Genomic DNA, 21,812 nt, shown 5'->3' with positions numbered 1-21,812 from the left:
AAGCTGCTAATTTTATCAATATGAATGGAGTGGTTAAATGTCACGAGGTGAATTAATTACTGGTTCACTTAAAATTGATAGATTAAGAAACAAAATATTAGAAGGAGAAGTAAAGATTCCTCCATTTCAAAGACAGTTTGTTTGGAAAAAAGAACAAGTAGTTGAATTACTAGATTCTATTTATAATGATTATCCAATAGGTAGTGTCTTGTTATGGGAAACAAATGAAGAGTTACCGTCTAATAGAAACGTAGGTGGTTATAACTTACCAGACAGTAGAGCGGAATATCCAATAAACTATATACTCGATGGTCAGCAAAGAGTAACATCAATATTTAGTGTTTTTTGTTTCGATCTTGAAAGAGTTTCAGATGAAGTCAATGATAATTCTTTTGATATTTATTTTGATCTTGATGAAAAAAAGTTTGTGCCAGGGGATGATTTGATTAATCATAATCAAAACTTACCTTTAAAACTGCTTTTTAATAACTTTGATTTTAATCAAGAGATTAGAGATTATGATCGTGAAAAGAACGAGCTAGCGGTTAACTTACAATCCTTATTTCAAAACTATGAGATTCCTACGATTACCATTAAGAAACGAACTAAAAGTGAGGTTGGTGTAATATTCGAAAGAATTAATAATACAGGTACTCCTTTATCTACACTTGATTTAATGATTGCGTGGACATGGAAGGAAGACTATCATCTAAAAGAGGAATTTAATGATATCTATGACTTATTAGAAACAAAAAGTTTTGGTAACGTTAAGCAGAAGATTATTTTGCAGAGTTTCGGTGCAATTATTAAGAAAACTGCTATTACAAAGGAAATACTAGAACTAGATCCTGAGGAAGTACGTTCAAATACAACACTTCTGAAAAAAAGTCTCGAGAAAGCCATAGATTATATGTACACCCAATTTAATATTTTTCATGAAGATTTCCTTCCAAAAGCACATCAGTTAGTGCCATTAACTTTTTTGTTTTCTAAAACAAATCATTTAGACAATACGCAAACTGAAACGGTAAAAAAATGGTTCTGGAGAACATCTCTTTCCGATAGGTATACGGCAAGTACCGATAAGAAAATAGATGAAGATATTGCTTTTTTTGAAGAAGTACTTAACCATAAATACGAAGGTATTAATAAATACCATTCTATTGTGAGTAAAAGGTTATTTACTAAACAAAAGTTTATTAAATCTAACCACTATGTCCGTTCATTTTTATTAATTTTAGGTCAGAAGAAACCACTAGATTTATCCAATGGTAACTTTATTGATCTAGGGGAGACCCTATCAACTTATAATAGAAAAGAATACCATCATGTATTTCCACGAGCATTTCTTAAAGAGGGCCTAGGCCTGGATAGTAATAAAATAAATGTTGTTTCAAACTTTTGCTTTTTACCTGCAAGTTCAAATAAGATTATTTCCGATAAGTCCCCAAGCTCATACTTCTTTGAAACAATTCCTCAAGATAAATTTGAGATTATATTAACAAGTAATATATTACCAACAAATAAGGACATCTATACTAATAATGATTACGACCTATTTATTAAAGAACGTACAAACCTCATTATTGAAGAAATTAAGAAGTTAACGGGAGAGAATAACTCTGTAGAGGTATATTAACTAACTCCATTTAGACTGCATTGTCTGATAGGTATTAAAATCCTATGAAATAAATGCCTTCTTGAAGGAAGTTTTACAATTACCTTTTGTTTACAAATACAATCGATTAAAAGAAGTAGAAGCTTCGAATACTTATAGGTCAAGTTGTTTATTAGAAAAAGTACATTATCACCTTTAGAAAATAATTTACCTTCTTCGAGAATAGGGAGTGTTAAGGAAATCAGGGTTAAAGTTATCTGAAGAAATTTAAGTAATTATAATAAAACTTATTAAAGAGGTGTGATTTCTATGGTTCAATTTTTGTATAATTCAAGTGGGAAATGGATTGCATTTAAATTAGATAACTACATTTATAGTTCGAAAGCGAAATGGATCGGATGGTTTCCTTGGAATGATGAACACGCAGTTGATAAGAAGGGGAAGTATTTAGGTAGCATCTTTGATGATGATAGATTTTATAAGTTAAACAGTTTTCAATATAAAGGGTATCCCGGATATCCTGGATATCCGGGATACCCAGGTTACCCGGGTTATCCGGGATATGGAGGATATAAATCAAGACCAAACGGAACTACTGATTTTGACCCAGAATACCTAATACAATTAGGGGAGCAATAGTTTAAAAAATTAACGAAAGATATAAGGTTAATTTATGTAAGTCTTACAATGATAGTGGTGTGAAAAGAGAAAAAACTATCGAAATATTTATAAGTGCAAATAAACCCTAAACAGATATTCAACAATAGGGAGCAAACTTGGACAAATGGTTTGTTCCTTTTTTATAGTTTGTGCCAGACTAAATATAACTAGAATTTTCAATCGTTATTTAATGGGAGTATGATGTATGTTTCAAAATGTGCTTCAAGTGTCTCAACTTGTTGTTTTACGTTTAATGACAAGATTATTATTGAAAAGAAAATTGTACAAAGAACCCAACAACATAATGAGGACATTTCATTCTCGCTTTGTAGATAAAGGATTCTTGAATGATGACTTATCGAAAGGTGCAAATTCTTCACACCAATCTATCATTCAAGATTTAGTGCATTCATTTGTATCAATGCGTCATTATAGGAACCAAGAGGGCTTTTATATTCAAGTTGCAAAGGAATGGGTTCAAGATTTACACAGCACTAATCACAGGTTTTCTTTTTTATTTGTTATCGCCTACTTTTTGTTGTTATCGAGTGCTTTCTTTAATCAATATTTTGAGGTCATACCAGGTGGACTGTGGCTGTATGGAATTTTCTTATTACCCATATTTGGTTTTGTCATTGCCCTTGGAGGAAGAGGGTGGAAAAGGTGGACCCTATTACTCGCTCACCTATTACTGTTTACTTTTTCAATAGCTATTGTCTCTTAGTTTGAAAGAAGTTTACAAGTTTCGGTATTATTCACGTTATATACGATATCAATTTTTCAACAATTGGGAGCAGGAGTTGAATAAGAGTATTTGTTTATGTCGTTTTAGAAATGAGTGTAATAAAAGAATATGGGGGCATTTAATTTGAGCAAGTACATAACAGCAGCAATCGTAGCATTTATCTTTGGAGTTTTAGGTTCAGCACTACTAGGTTCCTGGGGATTTTTTATCACCGTCATTATTGTTACTCTATACTTGATTTACGAGGAACTGCGTGAAATTAAAAGAGAACTTAAGAAAACTAGTAAGTTTTGATGAATAAATTCCTTGTTCTCTAATTGGGAGCTTATCTGCAATAAGATAGGCTTCTTTTCATTTGAATTTAAAGGTTGAGTTATGTGAGTTGGTTTGAAATAATTGGTAATAGAAGGTTTGATAAAGGAGAAGGTAGGGAGCTGAGATTAAATTGAAATTGAAAGAACTCGCACATTCTGAATGGAGATTTAGTGTGATGGTTCTAGGGGCACTTCTTGGAACTTTTATTGGAATCTCTTTCGGACGACATGAACTTAACCCAACATTTGCGATAGGGTACCTAGCTGTTTGGGTATTAGTGGTGGTTATTAATGCGATTTACGTGCTCTATAAGAGAAGTAAAAATAGAGGGACGTAGAACTAGAACCAGGAGACAAGAAAAAGTGAAGTCGAAAATTCTGATGGAATTGAGTTTTTAAATCTATTTACTTACTATAATTATTTCAAATCATATATTTCAGCAATCGGGAGCTATGCTTTACTACTTTTATGTGTTCAAACAAATAAAAGAATTAAGGTATGCGATTGAATATAAGTAAGAGGAGGAGAGTTGCAAAATGAGCAAAAGAACTAAGGATCGTATTATCTCTGCACTTGCTTATGCTGTTACTGCTATTCTCTTCGGATACTTTATATACGGGGAAATAAAATGGCCTATTGTATTAGGATTAACGATAGGTGGTTTTGTTCTTCCTGTAACAGGCAAGTTAGAGCGTAAAGACAAATCGTAAAAACCTCTATTTTTCGTTTATTAGTATCTCGACTATGAGTCTTAAACAAACGGGAGCGAATCCATAATAAATATCTTTCCCTTTTTATATCTCTTTAAATAAGGAGTAAAACAATCAAAGAAACTAAAGAGCGCGCGTATTGGATAAGAAGCGAGCGCTCTATTTATAATTTTGATAGGCTATAACAAAAGGGGGTGAAAAAACATAAACAATACATTCTATCCCAGCAAATGGGTTGGGCTTATCCCCTGTATGATAGGGTTGCTTTTTTTAGGGTTGATGCTAACAATGACAGACTCTGAAACGACTCTCTTTGGGTGGTTTTCATTTGGAGTGTCAATTATATCTTTCCTGTTAATAGGGATTTTCCATTTGAGAGGGAAAATGCAAAAAATAATATTTACTAGTGAAATCTTTAAAATAAGAAATCTACTAGATAAAGATTTGCAATATAAATGGGGAGAAATAACTTATATCACCTATACCCGAAAGTACCTGAAATTGATACCTGTGTGGATCATCATAGGAGAAACAGTATATAGTTATAAGCAAACTACTTTGGTCGGCTACAATAATAAGCAATTTATTTCTGCACTTATTACATATGCTTCAAATGCAAGAATAAACGAAAGTGTAAATAAAAGAATAAAGAAATTCAAGAAGTAAGATAAAGGTCATATGTAATTAAAGGGAGTAAGCGCGGGATAGCTAGTGCAAGCTTCTCGAACAAGTAGTAAGGGGCTGACAAAATGAAGAGCTTCATTCCTTTGTTTTTGGTTATTACTATCATACTAGCCTCTTGTAGCAAAGATCCGTTAATTACAAAGCAATATACTGAAGCTAAGGTAGTTAACATTAATTCGGGTGAGGTTTTGTATGAAACTAACAATCAAAATCGAGTTGAAGAAATAATTCGCCAGATAAATACTTCTAAGAGAACAGACACCTGGGATGCCATAGGTTCAAGTTATATGCTGGTTTTGAAAAATGGGGAAGATACTCTAGAAGCCACATACTATAATGGCACTAAACGGGTTGGTGAAGTATCAGTAAATGGTTACCACGTTAATACTAGGTTTAGGTTAATGGATGAATTCTAATCGTTAAACAATCGGGAGCGTTGATCTAAAAAGGATTACGCTCCTTTTTGTTTAAGTTAATAAGATGCCAGAATTGTGGAAGCTTTGTTAAAAGGACCAATGCTTAAAAAAACAAATTCAATTACCTGGACAGGGTGGTGTATTTAGAATGTTTAAATCAGTACAAGCTAATAGTTTAGTAAAGTTAATTGGTATGTGGCTCCTCTATGCTTTTGTCATTTACAAAAATCCACGAATTTTTGATGGGGTCGGCACTACCATCTTCTTCGCTTTGGTTACTCTTTTTGTAGTGGCAATGACTATTTATGACCTGAAAAGAATTGTAAAATAAATTTGAATGTACATTAATCAATCGGGAGCGTTGATCTAGATAAAATTACGTTTCTATTTGTTTGATTTTGTAACAGAGCAGTTATCTTGTAGAATTGATGATTCAGAATTTATAAAAATAATTTAAAGGTAGTGATTATTGTTTCTAAGGATGAGAAGTTTTTTAATAGTTGGAGTGAAACTAGGAAAAAGGGAAAGTGGAAATTTTATTCTCTTCAATGGAGTTTTCCTAGGTGGATTAGGCTACTTATTAGGTGAAGTGGTACTTAAATTATTCTTAGGTAAAGGGCTTGGCAATATGACAGAATACTTTCCTAGGGCACTGGTATTCGGAATAATATTTGGAACAGGTATTTGGTTATATACAGAAAAGAGGTACAAAAAGTACATAGAGAATAACAATTAACTATTCAACTAATGGGGGCGAATACGAATAGAGGTGAACATATAACTTGAAATTCACATGTAATTGTTGCGGATATAAAACATTGGAACAAGAACCACCAGGTACTTATGAGATCTGCAGTATTTGTTTTTGGGAAGATGACGAATATCAGTTTTTAAATCCAGATGATAAGGAAGGGGCAAATAATGTTTCCTTAAGGCAGGCACAGAAAAATTTCCTTGAATTTGGTGCTTGTGATGAAGGAAGCATTATATATGTAAGAAGACTTAATCAAGAAGATATTAAAGATCCAAACTGGGTACCATTACAACAATGATAGTTTATTGTTAGGTATTCAGTTCAACAATAGGGAGCACTTGCTAAATAAGATTAAGTCAGAGAAAAGGTATTTCATAAAAGTAAATTCCACTAAGATGAGGGTTGATAGGATTGAATGAAAAGGAGTTTTTATCAGTCAACAAACAATCTACAAATGTTAGATACGAGTATTTTATAAAAAAAGTTGTGGATCTTGAAGAAGTTTGGGGATTGTATAGCGATGGCTGGGCAACATCTCAAGATGAGGAAAAGAAAATTCTTTTACCATTATTCCCCAATAGAGAAATTGCTGAAAGCTGTGCTAGAAAAGAATGGGCAGGTTATAGTGCTAGGTCAATACCATTAGGAGAATTTATAGACAAATGGCTTACTGGAATGGAGAACGATGAAATACGACCTTCAATCTTTCCTAATGAAAAGGATACAGCGGTCGTAAGAATTGAAGTTCTTAGGAAAGATCTAGAGAGAGAACTGGAGAATTATTAGAAAGGTACATCAACATATACATTCAATTATAGGGAGCGATAGATGTACAACCACTTTTTCCAGTGGTGGAAAATTGCTTTGGCACAAGAGGAAAGGATATCAATAATGAAAATACGCAGCGTGAAAAGTTCTGATTATTACGCTATCTCACCTTTGATCAATGAATGGTGGGGTGGTAGGCAAATGTCAGACATGTTACCTAAATTGTTCTTTGATCATTTTAATAATACTAGTTTCATTGCTGAAGAAGACGGACACATCATTGGCTTTTTGATCGAATTTTTGTCTCAATCTAATTCAGATGTCGCTTATATTCATTTTGTTGGCGTTAATCCTGTCTACAGAAAAAATCATATAGGAAAACAGCTTTATAATAATTTTTTTAACGTGATAAGAGAAAACAATCGAAAGGTCGTTCGTGCAGTAACTTCCCCAGTAAATAAGGTTTCGATTGCTTATCACACTAAGATGGGTTTCAGTATTGAAAATGGTGATATAGAAATAGACGGAGTGCCAGTAGTTTCTAACTATGATGGCCCGAATAAAGATAGGGTGTTATTCGTTAAGAATGTAGATTAATACCGTTGATTAAAGAAAGCATATTTGAAGAAATAGAGAAAGCTTTATTAAAGGTAGGTCTTATAAAGTGAGAAAAGTAGAAGTTCGTCCTTATGATGTGAACTGGCCGAAGATGTTTAAACAAGAAGTGACTAACCTAAAATGCATTTACGGTAATAGAATAGTTACTGTCCATCATATTGGTAGCACCTCAATAAAAGGTCTAAAAGCTAAACCAATAATTGATTTATTGCCAGTGGTTAAAGATATTACAGAAGTTGATAAATTTGATGATCAAATGAAAGCACTTGGATATGAACCAAAAGGTGAAAATGGAATATCAGGTCGAAGGTATTTCCAAAAGGGTGGGGATGCTAGAACTCACCACGTTCACATATACCAACAAAATGACTTGCAAATAGACCGACATCTAGCATTTAGGGATTATTTAAGAGTAAATAGTAAGCTAAGAAATCAATATGGAAATCTAAAAGAAGGATTATCAAAACAATTTCCATATGATATTGCATCATACATACAAGGTAAAGAGGAGTTAGTTTCTAAAATTGAGAAAGAAGCTTTAAATTGGTATAGGTTAACTAAGGATGATAATTTTAATCAAGAATAGGGAGCAATTTCTGGAATTAATGAGCCGATGAGAAGGAGAACAATACATAAAAAAAGGACGCCTAACTTGTACAAGGAAAGCATCCTTTTCTATATTTAAATACTCAGGTGCAAGATATGTTGTGGTCCTTTAGGACCGTTATATATTTCATTATTGTCCACAAATCCAGTTTTCAGATAAAGACTGATAGCTGCTTGGTTTTTTTGATTAACGCCAAGTACCACTTCGTTAATGTCAGGGAAGTTATTGCTGATGAAACTTGGTAGCATTTTAAGCCCTGACTTTGCTAAACCCTGGCCTTGGCTTTCTTTATTAATTGAAAATGCAGTTAATAGCCTTGCATTTTCATTACTACAATATTTTTGCAATTTCGAACCTTGTTCTAGAGCAAAATAACCTACTGCCTTTTCATCTTTTAGAATCAAAATATGTATGGTTTGGTCTGAAAGCTTAGGATCATTAATCTTCTGTAAGGGTAAAGCTGTGAACATTAATTGGTCATCTGGAAGGTGAAAGTTCGATAGATCTCTATCATAATTGCTATTGTATTTAATTAGTCGAACAGTAGTATTTGTAGTGGTCGAATCCAATATTTTACGCCTCCATTATTTGTAATATAATTCGATTATAGTCTTGTCAATCTCAAGTTACAAACAGCTTTTGAGAATATGATAATAATAAATAGATTCAGTATTAAGCAAACTGGAGCGTTGATCTAAAAGGATTACGCTCCTTTTTGTTTAAGTTAATAACTGGGCAGGTTACTTGAAGAAGGAATCTAAATACCAAATAGTCAATATACGAAAGGCTGAATAAGTCATGTTAAAAAAAGAAGCACCGATAATTCAAACAGAACGATTGGTTTTACGTCCGAGAGAGGAAAAAGACATTCCCAATATGCTTAAAATGTTTAACAATGATGAAGTAAGAGAATTTCTTGGAATTAATCCTCCTCGTGATGAACACTCAATGTTTGAAATGGTTAGGAATCGTACTGAAACAAAATGGACGGTCGCATTAAAAGATACTGATGAGTTTATCGGTGATGTAATGATTCCAGAAATAGCAGAAGATTATCTTGGCGAAATTGGTTATCGCTTCATGAGGGAGCATTGGGGGGGCGGTTTTGCGTATGAAGCGGTTTCCGCGGTCATTGAGCATAGTAAAAGCACATTAAACCTTAAACGACTATCTGCTACCATAGATAATAAAAATACTAAGTCAAAAAAGTTAATTGAAAAACTCGGATTTACTTTGGTAGCGGTCTTGCCTGAATCGAATTTACTCGGCAGAGTTACCGATGTAGCTTACTATTCTCGCATAATATAAGCATCTTTGATTGATTAAAAAACTAATAATAGATGGTATTTTTGAAAGAGTATTTAGTCGTTGTGAATAATAGGCTTATTCTACTAACGGGAGCGTTGATTTATAAGGGTTGGTGGAAGAACTAGGAGGGCATTTAATGAAGAAAAATCTATTGATTATGATGCTACTTTTAATAGCTCTATGCGCCTGTTCAACTAACGAATTAGAAAATGTTGAAACATAAAAGCGCGCTATTGGATTGGAAATGAAAAATCTCCAGGAGAAGTAGAGTTTGATAAGAACCAAGAGGTAGGAATATTCATTGATGCTACCACTAATGCAAAAAAATTGGATGAACAAAAGTTTATTAAAACCCCTCCGTTATTAACCTATGATCTTATTGGTGAAGGAAGCAATAATAAATCATTTCATCTATGGATAGCTGAAGATGGAGAAGGGTTCATACAAAGTCTTGTTCCAAAAGAAAGTCAAACTTACCGATTGGAAGAAGATACGATAAAAGATCTAACAAACATTTTAGAAAAGCATGAGAACGCTCCCCTTCTAACAAAAATCGAGTTCGAGGATTAATTTAATTTGAAGTATTCCTTTAAAGGGAGCAATTCAATAGTGAATTTTAAGTTTAGGGAGGGAAGTATGGAACTAGTATTTATACGACACGGTCAAGGAGAACACACATTAGATACACCTAATAGTTTACATATGAAAAATCCTTCTCTAACGAAAGAAGGTAAGGAGCAAGCATATTTATTAAGGGATACTTTTCCTTTAGATAGCGAAGACATGGTTGTTATTAGTCCTACTCAACGAACGCTAGAGACTGCTCAAATATTGATGGGGACTGCGGAAGTTAAAACAAATGTTAGCCCTGTGGTTTCTCCGAGAATGTTTCCACAAAAGCAAAAGTGGAGGACGCTTCCTTGTGACGTAATGATGAAACGGGAGGAAATTGAAAGGGTGTTCCCTACATTCTCCATAGATCATAACTGTCCTGATGAACTTTGGAAAGATGGTATAAATACTATGCCAGAGAAAGAGTTTCGTATTATTGGTAAAGCATTCTTGAATTGGTGTAAGCAGAAAGAGAAAGGCAATATTTATGTCGTGTCTCACGATGGAACAATTACGTCTTACCGGCAGTTAACTTCAAAACGATTACTTACTAGAGATGACTTTCCGAAGGATGCAGGTTGGGTAAGAATGCAGTATTAAGCAATCGGGAGCTTGATTGCTCAATAGAGTGCACTTCTTTAAAGCTAGTGTGATAACTGGTGGAACTGCGTTAAGAATTTGAGCAACTACATAATGGATTTAAACTAAAAAGGCGTGGTTTTTTTGTTCAAGATACTATTTGGTTTTATTTTGGCTAGTTTGGTTGGAATATTTTTATTTGAAATATCTCAACTTTTAGCAGCGATTGTAATAAGCGGTATAATGGGCTTGGTTATTTACAAAGTTACTGAAAGTAAAAGGCCATTTCCTTGGAACATCATTGGGATTACTATTTACACTGTTGGTATCTTTATTATCGCTATGTTTCAATCAGAAATAACTTTTATTATTATTTTTGTTATTATAGCATTATTCGCAGTAATCGCTCCGTCTAATGAATAATAGGATATTATCTAACTAATTAGTGAAAAGAAAGCCGGCATTAAAAATGTTAAAATGACATGCTAAAGAATACAGTGCCTTTTTGAGAAATTCTAGTTTATTTGAGAGTTATCACATTAATAAGTTGCTAAAAGGTCGGTTTTAGCTAATATTGGTGAACGATTTGGATTTTAATTACACCTTCTCTCAAACCTTCATTGCGAATAGGTTTTAGATGATCTTCAGCTAAAGGGAGCGTTGATCTAAAAAGGATTACGCTTCTTTTTGTGTAATAAGTTTAAGGAGCAGTAATGTTGAAGGAGAGAGGAAATAATGGCACAATCACTAATCTTTGATATGGATGGAACACTATTTCAAACAGATAAAATACTTGAATTATCACTGGATGATGCTTTTAGCCGTTTACGGTCATTAGATAAATGGGATAAGGAAACGCCTATTGATAAATACCGTGAAATTATGGGGATTCCTTTACCAAAAGTATGGGAGACTTTGTTACCTAATCATTCCGTTAAGGAAAGAGAACAAATGGATACTTATTTCCTAAATAGCCTAATTGAAAATATAAGCAGTGGTAAAGGTGCTTTATATCCTAACGTAAAAGAAGTTTTTAGTTACTTAAAAGAGAATGATTTTTCAATATACATAGCAAGCAATGGTTTAACGGAATATTTAAAAGCGATTGTCAGTTATTATCATTTGGATAAATGGGTTACGGAAACATTCAGTATCCAACAAATTGAATCGTTGAATAAATCGGACTTAGTCCAAAGTGCTATAAAAAAATACGGTATCACTAATGGAGCAGTAGTTGGAGACCGACTTTCAGATATAAATGCAGCCAAAGATAATGGTTTAGTTTCAATTGGATGCAACTTTGACTTTGCACGAGAAGATGAACTTTCTCAGGCTGATATGGTCATTGACGATTTAACAGAGCTGCAAACAATATTAACTAAATTAAACAAATAGCTTATTGAACTAAAGTGTGCTTTGTTTAGTTAGAGATCTATTACAAGGTATCTTGAAATCGAGTCTTATACTAACGGGAGCATATCTGTCATCAGATACGCTCTTGTTTTTTAAAGTATGATTGAAAAATTTCCTTCATTTTGAAATGATTGGTGTTGAACAGTGTTGTAGGAAGCTAGGTGTAATGAAATGAATATTATGAAATTAGTAATGGTGTTAATGATGAGTTTAACTATTTTAGGTGGATGCGGGAACGGAGCCGATACCATTGAAATTGAGGGGGATTATAGATTTATCCTCATACAAGGTGTAAATAGTAAGGAGATTGCCAGTGATGAGACCAAAAAAGAGGTAAAGGATATTGAGAAGATTAGTACTTTGATACAAAAGTTAGAAAGTGTCGAAGTGACTAAACAAAAACCAGAAAAAATTAATGAGAAGAATAAGTTATTAAATGAAACTAGTAACTACATAATTGCTTTATCAGAAAATGAAAAATTGCAGGGGAAAACCTATTTTATTAATATGTTTGAAGATGGTTCTTTCATTTACCAAGATCCTTCTGGTAACAAGCTTAAATATGTTTCGACTGAAAACCATCCTAAGTTGTATGAAGAGGTTAAAGAGCTACTGATGATTTCATTTTAGTAATAATTAATAGTCTATGTTCAATTATCGGGAGCTTATCTTTAGAAAGGTTGCTCCCTTAGAATTAATTCTTTTAGTTGTGTTTGCATTTTTTTGAAAGGGATACAGTTTTGCTTCTTTCTATGTCTTTACTTACTATGTCCCAAGAGGCAGTTCCTCTTCTCAGGGTTATCTTGACGTTGGATCCGTCGATTTTCTTATATATAAAATATCCCACAAATGAATTATCATATTTTGGCGGTAATGGCTCCATTCCACCTACAATTAATAGCATTTTCTCACCTTGTGAAGCACCACTATACAAAGGTAATAAAGATTTAAGATGTGAGGATTCGGTACCTTCAATTATTAGTGCTTTTTGTAAGTCATCTATCGAATAGCGAAGTGAATTGTCGTCTTTTAGGTAAGGAATTAATTCTGGGTAACTACTCGTAATGTCTTTCACTACTAACTGGTTGATATTACACGATCGACTTTCGTCACTATCTGAAAAGGCATACGTGTTATAAGAAGATAATAGTGAAATAAAGAGAAAAGGTATACTTAGTGCTGAAACTTTTGAAAACATAATTACATCCTCTCATAACATAATGTTATTAATTTCACCTAAGATAAGATGAATTATCACTAATTGTATAGAGAAATCGTATTCGAGGTCATCTTCCTTAATAGGGAGCTTTTAATAAGTAAAAGTTTTACTAGAAATAGCTCAATATATTATTAATTTGAGGTTTTTTGCAGAAAAAAGCACCGCTTTTTGCGGTGTTTAGTTGTGATATATTATCAAGATTCCTTATGTAAATTGAATTTTTAAAATTGCTAACTGGAATTATTTCACCATTCTTTTAACAGGTTATTTTAAATTATTTCGCACGAGCTAAAGCATTGGTGGATTGGCGTCTAATCCATCTCCAATCATCACGATCTAGATGAAAAAATTCGCTTTTTTCAGTGGGATCATTTAGATTAATATATCTTTTTGTTTCAAAGTACTTATGGAATTTCCTTTCCGTTTTTTCTGGATGATTAGTACGAATTAAGTGAATGACTTCCACATTATAAGAGGTATTCACACCCCCAAATATTTGAGTAATGCGTTTAAAAGGATCTTTCTTAGTTAAACCGATTTTAGTAGTTCCATCAGGTGTTTTAACAAAGTAAACATATCCTAAACCGTTCATATTCAATAAATTATTATAAATACCCTCGTTTTCTTTTCGATGGCGATTCGATTTAAGCATTTCATTCATCACTTCTATCATTTGTTGGGTTTGATTTGAAGTGGGATCTTGTTTAATATGATGCCATCGTTCAAAAGAAGCTTTTTGTTTTTCTTCTTCGCTTAATTGAATAGATTCGTTACCTGGTTGTTCAGTATAAGTGGATGTAGGTTTATTTTCTACTCTAAATATAAGTTTCAATATTATAGGCACAATAGTAATTATTACAAGACAAATTAAAATTATTTCAATATGATTATGTACCCAAATCCCTATGAAATTAAGCAGACTAAGAAACCAATTCCATACAGCATTAAGCCCGGCAATAATTAAATGATAAATGAAATAAATAGCCATAAGTCCAGTAATCATATTAGTTAATTGTTTATTCATTTTACTTATCACCTCGTTAGTAAATGATCAAATGTCTTTAACAATATGAGTGAAATTGGTGATCTAGACTATTTAAATTATCTATTTAACACTTCTTATTGTACGATTATTTGCACTTTCAAATTGAACTTACTATTAACAATCGGAAGCGTTGATTTAGAAAGGATTACGCTTCCTTCCTGTGTATTTATTTTAAGGGGCGATAGGAACAGGCTGTTAATATGAGTTGGAATGAACTTTCTAGAGAAAATGACAAACTATACAATGCTCACGTGTTTCATATCGATAGTTTTTTTTGATTCATTTTCAGAATTTAAAGAAAGAGACAAAGTGAGAGTATGGGGGAGAGGTGGAGCAAATGAATTTTATCCTCCTCAATGTCTTGATTTTGATTCTTCAATTAATGGGAGCGATGATCTAGAAGGGTTACGCTCTTTTTTGTTTTATTATCTTAAGTGGAACTATATTTATATAAGTTAAAGTAATTGGTAATGGTATATTGGGTAGCAAAAAGGAGTAATGATGATGGAGTATCCAGGAGAGTTAAACCTAATATCAGTCTTCGAAGCACTGCCTGAAAGAAACGATGAAACAGATGATTTATATAATGATAAATCAACATTTTCTTTTGAGAATAAGCACGAAGCCTTCGAAGTAATTATTTCACCTTTTTATCAGAAGTTTTCATTAAGTGTGAAGGATAAGAAAACAACTAACGTTTTGTCTTATATTGAATTTCACTCAGTAAAGAAGCTAGAAATTGTAGAGGATAGGAAGGATAGTTCAATAATTCGATTGATACACGGAGCATCAGAGAGATTTGAAAACATTATTGAGATTACACTAAAGCCTAAATATAAGTTTATTTTCAGAGAACAGTTTCGTTAAGTATTGAGAGTAGGCTATTCCAAAAAAGGGAGCAAATGCTAAATACAAAGACTCTTCAATTGACGTAGCAACTGATGAATAAGGATTAATTGGAGGGAATTGAATGACCATAAGATATAAAATTAACATTACTCTTGGTCTAATCACATTTATTGTTTCATTCTTTTTATTATTCTATAACTCCATATTCTTAGAGCAAGCAATGGATGGAGGTTCTTGGACTTTTTTGATATTAATGACACTGGGTCTATTGTTAGCTTATTTTCCTTTTTATTTAGTTCGCAACAAGGAGTAGATTGTTTCATTATAGGGAGCAGATATTTAATTAAGAAATAGGACCTTAAAGTTAGAACGAGCCGAGTTTTGAAAGGTAAATAAACGCACTAACAAATATTCATATGAGGAGAAATTCTATTGAACAAAAGTACATTAGATAACTATTCACCACCAAAACATATAGTCTCGGCAGCAGCTATTGTCATCAATGAACAGAAACAGATTTTATTAATCAGGGGACCTAGGAGAGGTTGGGAAATGCCTGGCGGACAAGTTGAAGAGGGAGAATCTCTAATTGAGGCTGTGATAAGAGAAACAAAAGAGGAAACAGGTATCGATATTGAAGTGGATAAATTCTGCGGGGTATTTCAAAATGTTCACGGATCAATATGTAATACACTGTTCTTAGCAAAATCAGTAGGAGGTAAAATAGCCACTTCACCAGAGAGTTTGGAAGTAGGTTTCTATCCTATTGAAAAAGCGCTAAAAATGGTAACATATAAAAATTTCAGAGAGAGAATTGAATATTGTTTGGATGAAAGTTTACAACCATTCTATATAGATTTTTAAAATGTTTTATTCCATTATCGGGGGCGATTGTTCAACAAGAGCAATCGCTTTTTTGTTCAATATTGGTTATACCTTATTAAAGAATAAGATTAGGTTTAGAAGCTAATCATGAAGTTGTGAGTTTCATATATCGAAACCACAACTTCTTTTTTTGATATTCACTTTTCGGCGCTATATGATAACAACTGTGCAAAGGGGGCACACACTCATGAGTCAATATGAAGTTTCAACGTTGAAAAAAGGATTGATCATTCTCGATTTGCTGATGGAGAGCGGGGGAATGACAATGAACGAAGTGATGCATCACATGAAGCTCAACAAAACGACGGCCTTCCGCATGCTCCATACTCTAGAACACATGGAATATGTAGAGAAGAACGGTCAAGTTTATCGGGTTTCTTCTAAGCTAGCGGAATTCAAACAAAACCACAATCCTTTAGTGGATTGGGTGTCGGTTTCTCCTCTGTACGAACTAAGCCAGGAGCTGGGAGAAACCGCATATATTGGGATATTGGACGGGACGGATGTGGTTACGACTCAGGTAGTCGATGGTACACATGCTATGCGCATTCATTCTGAGGTCGGGGATCGTGATCCTGCGCATGGAAGCGCCCTTGGGAAAGCCATTGTCGCTTTTTTTGACGAATCAAAACAAAGGAAATTCCTGAAAAAGCTACAGTGGAAGAAGCAAACGGAGAATACATTCGATGATGAACAATTGTTTCTCTATCACCTCAAAGCCATTCAAAATCAAGGCTATGCAGTGGATGATGAAGAAACGGAAGTCGGGCTTCGTTGTATCGCTGCTCCCATTTATCGAAACGGAGAAGTGGTGGCTTCTTTGGCATTATCTGGACCGGCTAGTAGAATTCCAAAACAATACGTCACTCAGGTCAGTAAAAAGATCAGAGCATGTAGCGCTCAAATTTCAAAACTATTGTAATTAAGACGTCAAGGAGGAGACAGCTATGAGTAAATTATCATCAAAAGCGATCATCGGACTTTTGTCACTAGCCATTAGTGCTTTTGCTATCGGTACGACAGAGTTTGTTATTGTCGGACTCCTTCAAACCGTTGCATCGGATCTGGATATTTCCGTAACCAAAGCAGGGACCTTGATCTCAGGTTACGCAGCAGCCATTGCTATCGGGACTCCCATTGTTACGACAATGACGGGAAAGCTTCCAAAGAAAGGATTGCTCCTTACTTTCATGTCCGTTTTCATCCTTGGAAATGTCCTCTCAGGGCTCTCCGGGACATATGAGTTATTGTTAATATCACGTATTATTACAGCTGTAGCTCATGGCGTGTTCTTCGCCATTGCTGCAACTGTAGCTGCGGAACTTGTGCCGAAAGACAAGCAATCCTCAGCCATTTCCATTATGTTTACTGGATTGACGGTGGCTACCATTATCGGCGTACCATTCGGGACATTTGTGGGACAAGCGGTTGGTTGGAGAGCTACCTTCTATTCTGTGGCAGTACTTGGACTCATCGGACTAGTTGCCAATCTATGGGCAGTGGATCGAATGAAGCGACCGACTGAATCTCCTACCCTCGGTGATGTAGGACGGCTTGTATCGAACTCAAGAATTCTACTTGCTCTACTGATGACAGCATTCGGTTTCGGAGGGACTTTCGTGCTATTCACTTACCTTTCTCCAATACTAGAGGAGGTAAGCGGGTTCACCGAAGGGGCTATATCATGGATGCTTCTATTATACGGAATAGCCGTGTCGATTGGGAATATCGTCGGTGGTAAAGTGAGCAACAGCCATCCTGTAAAAGCGTTGCGATTTGTATTCTTCATCCAAATCTTCGTACTTCTTTTGCAAATGGTATTGCTTCCAAACCAGACCTTTAGCTATCCATCAGTCTTTATTCTAGGTTTATTCGCCTTTATGTTGACTCCGGGGGTCCAGTCCTACATTCTCATGCTCGCTGAGAAACTTGTACCAAAAGCGAAGGATGTCGCATCGGCGATGAACATCTCCGCTTTCAATATAGGAATTGCCGGCGGTTCTGCGATCGGTGGTTTCGTTGTGGAGAAGATGAATTACCTTGATACAGCTTGGGTTGGTGCCATTATGGTGACCATCGCACTTCTTCTGGCTGTGATCAACTACCGACTAGATAAGAAACAACATTTATTTTAAAGGAGAATAGATATGAATATAGAAGGTCTACTACAACTCGAGGATGAGCTGGTATTCGACCAATTTACAAATGAACAGGCATTAAAACTGGGCATGGAACTCGTCCAATATGCGAAAGAGAACGGCAAGTCTGTGGCGGTGCACATCGAGAAAAATCGTCTGCCGCTTTTCACTCATCTAATGGATGGAACATCAGAAGAGAATATAAAATGGTTATACCGCAAAAAAAACGTCGTGGACCATTACAATCACAGCACACAATTCATTGCAGCTCGTTTTGAAGAAATGGGCACCACACACAACGAAAGTTCCTTGCTTCCAGTTGAGGAGTACCAAGCTGTCGGCGGCTCTTTGCCTATTACAATCAAAGGGGTAGGTACGATCGGTTCTGTTACCGTAGCTGGGCTTACTCCGCAAATGGATCACGATTACTGTGTAGCAGGAGTTAGACGTTTCTTGGATAAAGATTAAGATTTGAACTGTGTTGGGAAGGTTCTCGGGTTTGACAAACACGAGAACCTTCCCCATTTATATTTTATTTTACTTCTTGTGAAAGAACCTTTGCAAAGACACGTATGAAGACAGTAAGTTAAGTCTTTTGACTATTTGGGGTATTGAATGTAAATAAACTAAGTAAAGTATAGAAAAACGGTAATAAACCTTTAGAAATATTTAATTTTAAAAATATTGATGTTTTACTTATAGGTTTACACAAACACCTCGAATTCGAGTCTTCAAGTAAAGGGAGCATATCACTAAATGTGTATTATGCTCTCTATTTTATAATTAGTTAACCTAAGAAGGGTTTTTCTTTTCGGCTATCGAACCATGCTAAATAGAGATATTTTCAGTGAAAGGAATTTACATATGAAGAGAATATTTAATAAGGTATAAACATCATTATTAAGAAGTGAGAGATATCATTCACGAGATCCTCCTTAAGATGGAACAACCAACTAATTTAAACTATTACATCTACGGAGGGAAAATAAATGAGAAGTGAACAAGAAATGATGGACCTCATAATCAAAAGAGGTAAGGAAGATCAAAGAGTTCGTGCTGTATATATGAATGGTTCCAGGACAAATCCGAACGTGTCAAAAGATATCTTTCAAGATTACGATATTGTATATGTAGTAAAAGAAACCTTGCCATTTATCAAGAGTGAAGATTGGGTACATGGATTTGGAAATATACTTATGTTCCAAGAACCAGATAAAAATAGTAAGGAAAGCGGAATGGAAACGAATTTTAGTGAATCTTATGGGTATTTAATGCTCTTCGACGATGGCAATCGGATTGATCTTCATATTGAAACGAAAGAGCATATGAGGGAGCATTATTTAAAAGACAAACTAACGGTTCCTTTGTTAGATAAAGATAATTGTTTACCTAGTATCCCAGAGCCGTCCGATAGTGACTACCATGTAAAAAAACCTACTGAGTCTATGTATTTAAGCTGCTGTAATAACTTCTGGTGGTGCCAACAAAACATTGCTAAAAGCATGTGGCGAGATGAGTTACCCTATGCAAAATTCATGATGGAACGTGTGGTTAGACAGGAGTTAAATAAGATGGTTGAATGGTGGATTGGGATTGCCACTAATTTCGAAGTATCAACTGGAAAAGTAGGAAACTATTTTAGAAAACAGCTTCCGGACTCTCACTGGAATAAGTACAAAGCTACTTACTCTGATGACAACTACGAGAACATATGGAATTCGTTGTTCATTTGTGGGGAGTTATTTAGAGAATTAGGCAAAGATATTGCATATTATCTGTCGTTTAACTACCCATCCCATGAGGATGAAAATATGACTATGTATTTAAAGCAAGTACGGGTATTACCGAAAGATGCTAAAGAAGTTTTAAAATGAATTAAATAACCCTGCTGAATTGGCAGGGTTATTGTCTTCGTTTGAAGTCTTCAAGAATTGGGGCGAGTATTGTGAAAATAGACATTTGAAACACCTATCTATTATCTACCTATTAATAATATAAATTTTTAGTGTTATTTTTTGAGGGATAACACTCTAACTAACCGACCTCCTATAATAGGAGCAAGGATCATTATTATACTTAGTAGATATAGGCGGATTTCGAATATTGATGAAGATAAGAATAACAAAATAGGGTAGCAAGTCCAAAAAAGAATATAGAAAATGATAAACAAAAATTTAACTCTTTGAAGAAATTGCTGAAAACCTCTATTCTTTGCTTCAATAAAGTATAAAAATTCTATTGATTCTCTAAGCGTTGATAGCTTCCTAAATTTATGTAGGAGTAAACTTACCATTATGCTTATTGGGATAAGGGTTATTATTAGTATTTTCATATTCTACTCCTAACTTTAGCAATTACATATTTACCTTATCATAACTTAATTGTTCTTACTTGGTTAATCATAAAATTGAATTCTTCAATTAAAAGGGACTAATACAGAGTTGATAGCTACACATATAGGTAAAGGAAATAAAGGGTTCAAAATATGAAGATTATATCTAACATATAAAAGGGTGTTTTCAAATGATGCAACAGTCATTAGTACTTGTAGGAAAAAGAAAACTAGAATGGGAACGAAAGGCATTAAATCCTATTGAAGAAGATGAATTATTAATTCAAACAATCGCAGGCGCAATAAGTATAGGTGCCGAACTCCCTCAGTACAATGAATCCGATGTTACGGATCTCGATCCTAAATACCCCAGAGAAACAGGTTATGAGAGTTATGGAAAAGTGATAGCAGCTGGAAAACATGTATTAGACATCGAAGTGGGAGATTTCGTTCTAGCTTTTTATGGACATAAAGACTATGGGGTAGTAAAAGCTGAAAAGGTTGTTAAAGTCCCTGAAACGATTGATTATACATATGCTTTACTCAATACTCTCTCTTGCGACTCTGCGAAAGGTGTTATGAAGCTCGGACCTAACAAATGGGATCATGTCTTAGTAGCAGGGGCAGGAACAATGGGGCTGCTGACACTTCATTTTTTGAAAGAGTACATAAACGTTGAGAAAGTCGATGTATTGGAAACTAATAAAGCAAGAGGTAAACGAGCCAAAACGTTCGGAGCTAATAATGTTTATATATCAGAAGATGAAGTTCCCAGAGAGCATTATAAGTATGGGTTTGAGTGCTCTTCAAGTAAGAATGCATTTCACGCAATACTAAAAGCGTTGAATCATAATGGGGAAGTTTGTGTGTTGTCAGACGGGAACAAGGACCTTTTCTTTTTGAATGAAGACTTCTATAAGAAGGAACTTAAAATCGTGGGATCAAGTGACGGATGGGACTATCGACAACATAGTCAGTGGTTTTTCGAGAATATCAAGAAATCAGAATATGTAAATACTATTTTTGAAAGCCATATACATTCAAATGAATTAATTGATTACTTCGCGTATCTTAGTGAAACTAGTGAAAGTCCTATAAAAGTGTTGGTTACTTATCAAGTTTAATAACATTAGTATTCAATTAAAGGGAGCATTTCTTTAGAAAGTAGAAGAATACTTTTTTGTGAAATAAGTGTTCATAATAAAGATTACTGCTGTAAAATAAGGTATATTAATAAATAGATTCTCTTGTAATTGAAGAAAAGTGGTGAACAAAGTGGGAAGATACCAATTAGATAACAAAGGTAAGGTAGCTGTGACAAAATTTCATGAAAAACAGACGACTACCAAATTTGATAGAAAGAATCATCTTGAAAAAATGCGTGCAGAGTATTTAAAAAAGAAGCAACAACAGACAGATAAATAATATGATGGATAACATAGGAAGATTAAGTTCTTCCTATGTTTTATTATGAAATGTTTTATATCAATATCTTTTGCAATCGGGAGCAAATGATCAAGAAGCCAATAAATCTGCT

28 protein-coding genes are annotated in these 21,812 nt (G+C 34.2%); 25 read left to right on the top strand and 3 right to left on the bottom strand.

All coding sequences use genetic code 11. From position 1 onward, the window contains the following. Positions 1-37 precede the first annotated feature (37 nt). The 12 genes from PFZ69_RS17275 to PFZ69_RS17220 all read left to right on the top strand — a co-directional run bounded on the left by PFZ69_RS17275 (position 38) and on the right by PFZ69_RS17220 (position 7,874). On the top strand, positions 38-1,639 hold the full coding sequence (locus PFZ69_RS17275; protein WP_270182341.1) for a DUF262 domain-containing protein: 1,602 nt from the start codon (positions 38-40) through the stop codon (positions 1,637-1,639). A 288-nt stretch (positions 1,640-1,927) separates the two neighbouring features. Next, positions 1,928-2,257 (top strand): 4-fold beta flower protein, encoded by a 330-nt coding sequence (locus tag PFZ69_RS17270; RefSeq protein ID WP_270182340.1) that lies wholly within the window; start codon positions 1,928-1,930, stop codon positions 2,255-2,257. Positions 2,258-2,483: 226 nt separating this feature from the next. After that, positions 2,484-3,002: a hypothetical protein gene (locus PFZ69_RS17265; protein ID WP_270182339.1), complete on the top strand. Its 519-nt coding sequence runs from the start codon at positions 2,484-2,486 to the stop codon at positions 3,000-3,002. Between the two features lie 144 nt (positions 3,003-3,146). Continuing rightward, a complete protein-coding gene (locus PFZ69_RS17260; RefSeq protein WP_270182338.1) occupies positions 3,147-3,317 on the top strand; it encodes a hypothetical protein in 171 nt (56 codons plus the stop codon). Between the two features lie 151 nt (positions 3,318-3,468). Further along, entirely contained in the window at positions 3,469-3,675 is a 207-nt protein-coding gene (locus PFZ69_RS17255) for a hypothetical protein (protein ID WP_160920889.1), read from the top strand. 199 nt (positions 3,676-3,874) lie between these two features. Next, positions 3,875-4,048 carry a hypothetical protein gene (locus PFZ69_RS17250; protein WP_270182337.1) on the top strand — a complete coding sequence of 58 codons (174 nt, stop codon included), beginning with the start codon at positions 3,875-3,877 and terminating at the stop codon, positions 4,046-4,048. Between the two features lie 749 nt (positions 4,049-4,797). Further along, a complete protein-coding gene (locus PFZ69_RS17245; protein ID WP_270182336.1) occupies positions 4,798-5,148 on the top strand; it encodes a hypothetical protein in 351 nt (116 codons plus the stop codon). A gap of 469 nt (positions 5,149-5,617) precedes the next feature. Continuing rightward, complete coding sequence (locus tag PFZ69_RS17240; RefSeq protein ID WP_270182335.1) at positions 5,618-5,884, top strand: hypothetical protein; 267 nt, start codon at positions 5,618-5,620, stop codon at positions 5,882-5,884. Between the two features lie 46 nt (positions 5,885-5,930). Next, positions 5,931-6,200, top strand: a complete 270-nt coding sequence (locus tag PFZ69_RS17235) for a CPCC family cysteine-rich protein (protein WP_270182334.1) — start codon at positions 5,931-5,933, stop codon at positions 6,198-6,200. A 113-nt stretch (positions 6,201-6,313) separates the two neighbouring features. Further along, positions 6,314-6,688 (top strand): DUF2750 domain-containing protein, encoded by a 375-nt coding sequence (locus PFZ69_RS17230; protein WP_270182333.1) that lies wholly within the window; start codon positions 6,314-6,316, stop codon positions 6,686-6,688. 105 nt (positions 6,689-6,793) lie between these two features. After that, positions 6,794-7,267, top strand: coding sequence for a GNAT family N-acetyltransferase (locus tag PFZ69_RS17225; protein WP_270182377.1), 474 nt, complete (start codon positions 6,794-6,796; stop codon positions 7,265-7,267). 67 nt (positions 7,268-7,334) lie between these two features. Then, complete coding sequence (locus PFZ69_RS17220; RefSeq protein WP_270182332.1) at positions 7,335-7,874, top strand: GrpB family protein; 540 nt, start codon at positions 7,335-7,337, stop codon at positions 7,872-7,874. A gap of 95 nt (positions 7,875-7,969) precedes the next feature. On the opposite strand, the gene PFZ69_RS17215 is transcribed toward PFZ69_RS17220, so the two are convergent. Further along, complete coding sequence (locus PFZ69_RS17215) at positions 7,970-8,464, bottom strand: GNAT family N-acetyltransferase (RefSeq protein ID WP_270182331.1); 495 nt, start codon at positions 8,462-8,464, stop codon at positions 7,970-7,972. Between the two features lie 229 nt (positions 8,465-8,693). On the opposite strand from PFZ69_RS17215, the gene PFZ69_RS17210 reads away from it, so the two are divergent. From PFZ69_RS17210 to PFZ69_RS17185, 6 genes are all read left to right on the top strand, one after another. Further along, the gene (locus PFZ69_RS17210) at positions 8,694-9,203 is read left to right on the top strand and encodes a GNAT family N-acetyltransferase (RefSeq protein WP_270182330.1); all 510 of its coding nucleotides are present in this window, start codon (positions 8,694-8,696) and stop codon (positions 9,201-9,203) included. Between the two features lie 327 nt (positions 9,204-9,530). Next, positions 9,531-9,773, top strand: a complete 243-nt coding sequence (locus PFZ69_RS17205) for a hypothetical protein (protein WP_270182329.1) — start codon at positions 9,531-9,533, stop codon at positions 9,771-9,773. Between the two features lie 66 nt (positions 9,774-9,839). Next, positions 9,840-10,415, top strand: coding sequence for a histidine phosphatase family protein (locus PFZ69_RS17200; RefSeq protein WP_270182328.1), 576 nt, complete (start codon positions 9,840-9,842; stop codon positions 10,413-10,415). A 123-nt stretch (positions 10,416-10,538) separates the two neighbouring features. Continuing rightward, complete coding sequence (locus PFZ69_RS17195) at positions 10,539-10,817, top strand: hypothetical protein (RefSeq protein WP_270182327.1); 279 nt, start codon at positions 10,539-10,541, stop codon at positions 10,815-10,817. 312 nt (positions 10,818-11,129) lie between these two features. Beyond that, positions 11,130-11,789: an HAD hydrolase-like protein gene (locus PFZ69_RS17190; RefSeq protein ID WP_270182326.1), complete on the top strand. Its 660-nt coding sequence runs from the start codon at positions 11,130-11,132 to the stop codon at positions 11,787-11,789. Between the two features lie 189 nt (positions 11,790-11,978). Beyond that, positions 11,979-12,437 carry a hypothetical protein gene (locus PFZ69_RS17185; protein ID WP_270182325.1) on the top strand — a complete coding sequence of 153 codons (459 nt, stop codon included), beginning with the start codon at positions 11,979-11,981 and terminating at the stop codon, positions 12,435-12,437. Between the two features lie 73 nt (positions 12,438-12,510). Here the strand turns inward: PFZ69_RS17185 and PFZ69_RS17180 are convergent, their stop codons facing one another. Continuing rightward, positions 12,511-13,005 (bottom strand): hypothetical protein, encoded by a 495-nt coding sequence (locus tag PFZ69_RS17180; RefSeq protein WP_270182324.1) that lies wholly within the window; start codon positions 13,003-13,005, stop codon positions 12,511-12,513. 295 nt (positions 13,006-13,300) lie between these two features. Continuing rightward, on the bottom strand, positions 13,301-14,050 hold the full coding sequence (locus PFZ69_RS17175) for a GIY-YIG nuclease family protein (RefSeq protein WP_270182323.1): 750 nt from the start codon (positions 14,048-14,050) through the stop codon (positions 13,301-13,303). 525 nt (positions 14,051-14,575) lie between these two features. On the opposite strand from PFZ69_RS17175, the gene PFZ69_RS17170 reads away from it, so the two are divergent. The 7 genes from PFZ69_RS17170 to PFZ69_RS17140 all read left to right on the top strand — a co-directional run bounded on the left by PFZ69_RS17170 (position 14,576) and on the right by PFZ69_RS17140 (position 21,399). After that, positions 14,576-14,938, top strand: coding sequence for a hypothetical protein (locus PFZ69_RS17170; protein WP_270182322.1), 363 nt, complete (start codon positions 14,576-14,578; stop codon positions 14,936-14,938). Positions 14,939-15,352: 414 nt separating this feature from the next. Then, complete coding sequence (locus tag PFZ69_RS17165; RefSeq protein ID WP_270182321.1) at positions 15,353-15,784, top strand: NUDIX hydrolase; 432 nt, start codon at positions 15,353-15,355, stop codon at positions 15,782-15,784. Between the two features lie 208 nt (positions 15,785-15,992). Further along, positions 15,993-16,727, top strand: coding sequence for an IclR family transcriptional regulator (locus PFZ69_RS17160; protein WP_270182320.1), 735 nt, complete (start codon positions 15,993-15,995; stop codon positions 16,725-16,727). A gap of 25 nt (positions 16,728-16,752) precedes the next feature. Next, the gene (locus tag PFZ69_RS17155; RefSeq protein WP_270182319.1) at positions 16,753-17,940 is read left to right on the top strand and encodes an MFS transporter; all 1,188 of its coding nucleotides are present in this window, start codon (positions 16,753-16,755) and stop codon (positions 17,938-17,940) included. A gap of 12 nt (positions 17,941-17,952) precedes the next feature. Further along, on the top strand, positions 17,953-18,411 hold the full coding sequence (locus PFZ69_RS17150) for a heme-binding protein (RefSeq protein ID WP_270182318.1): 459 nt from the start codon (positions 17,953-17,955) through the stop codon (positions 18,409-18,411). 521 nt (positions 18,412-18,932) lie between these two features. Continuing rightward, the gene (locus tag PFZ69_RS17145) at positions 18,933-19,817 is read left to right on the top strand and encodes an aminoglycoside 6-adenylyltransferase (RefSeq protein WP_270182317.1); all 885 of its coding nucleotides are present in this window, start codon (positions 18,933-18,935) and stop codon (positions 19,815-19,817) included. A 649-nt stretch (positions 19,818-20,466) separates the two neighbouring features. Then, complete coding sequence (locus PFZ69_RS17140) at positions 20,467-21,399, top strand: alcohol dehydrogenase (RefSeq protein ID WP_270182316.1); 933 nt, start codon at positions 20,467-20,469, stop codon at positions 21,397-21,399. Positions 21,400-21,812: the final 413 nt, after the last annotated feature.

It is taken from the genome of Alkalihalobacillus sp. CinArs1 (assembly GCF_947387515.1).
Lineage (GTDB): Bacteria > Bacillota > Bacilli > Bacillales > Guptibacillaceae > Guptibacillus.
This window is presented reverse-complemented; position numbering and strand designations above follow the sequence as displayed.

Coding starts and splice junctions, on each gene's coding strand:
- PFZ69_RS17275 (WP_270182341.1), top strand. CDS start 38: ATGTCACGAGGTGAATTAATTACTGGTTCACTTAAAATTGATAGATTA.
- PFZ69_RS17270 (WP_270182340.1), top strand. CDS start 1,928: ATGGTTCAATTTTTGTATAATTCAAGTGGGAAATGGATTGCATTTAAA.
- PFZ69_RS17265 (WP_270182339.1), top strand. CDS start 2,484: ATGTTTCAAAATGTGCTTCAAGTGTCTCAACTTGTTGTTTTACGTTTA.
- PFZ69_RS17250 (WP_270182337.1), top strand. CDS start 3,875: ATGAGCAAAAGAACTAAGGATCGTATTATCTCTGCACTTGCTTATGCT.
- PFZ69_RS17245 (WP_270182336.1), top strand. CDS start 4,798: ATGAAGAGCTTCATTCCTTTGTTTTTGGTTATTACTATCATACTAGCC.
- PFZ69_RS17225 (WP_270182377.1), top strand. CDS start 6,794: ATGAAAATACGCAGCGTGAAAAGTTCTGATTATTACGCTATCTCACCT.
- PFZ69_RS17210 (WP_270182330.1), top strand. CDS start 8,694: ATGTTAAAAAAAGAAGCACCGATAATTCAAACAGAACGATTGGTTTTA.
- PFZ69_RS17200 (WP_270182328.1), top strand. CDS start 9,840: ATGGAACTAGTATTTATACGACACGGTCAAGGAGAACACACATTAGAT.
- PFZ69_RS17190 (WP_270182326.1), top strand. CDS start 11,130: ATGGCACAATCACTAATCTTTGATATGGATGGAACACTATTTCAAACA.
- PFZ69_RS17185 (WP_270182325.1), top strand. CDS start 11,979: ATGAATATTATGAAATTAGTAATGGTGTTAATGATGAGTTTAACTATT.
- PFZ69_RS17180 (WP_270182324.1), bottom strand. CDS start 13,005: ATGTTTTCAAAAGTTTCAGCACTAAGTATACCTTTTCTCTTTATTTCA.
- PFZ69_RS17175 (WP_270182323.1), bottom strand. CDS start 14,050: ATGAATAAACAATTAACTAATATGATTACTGGACTTATGGCTATTTAT.
- PFZ69_RS17170 (WP_270182322.1), top strand. CDS start 14,576: ATGGAGTATCCAGGAGAGTTAAACCTAATATCAGTCTTCGAAGCACTG.
- PFZ69_RS17160 (WP_270182320.1), top strand. CDS start 15,993: ATGAGTCAATATGAAGTTTCAACGTTGAAAAAAGGATTGATCATTCTC.
- PFZ69_RS17155 (WP_270182319.1), top strand. CDS start 16,753: ATGAGTAAATTATCATCAAAAGCGATCATCGGACTTTTGTCACTAGCC.
- PFZ69_RS17150 (WP_270182318.1), top strand. CDS start 17,953: ATGAATATAGAAGGTCTACTACAACTCGAGGATGAGCTGGTATTCGAC.
- PFZ69_RS17145 (WP_270182317.1), top strand. CDS start 18,933: ATGAGAAGTGAACAAGAAATGATGGACCTCATAATCAAAAGAGGTAAG.
- PFZ69_RS17140 (WP_270182316.1), top strand. CDS start 20,467: ATGATGCAACAGTCATTAGTACTTGTAGGAAAAAGAAAACTAGAATGG.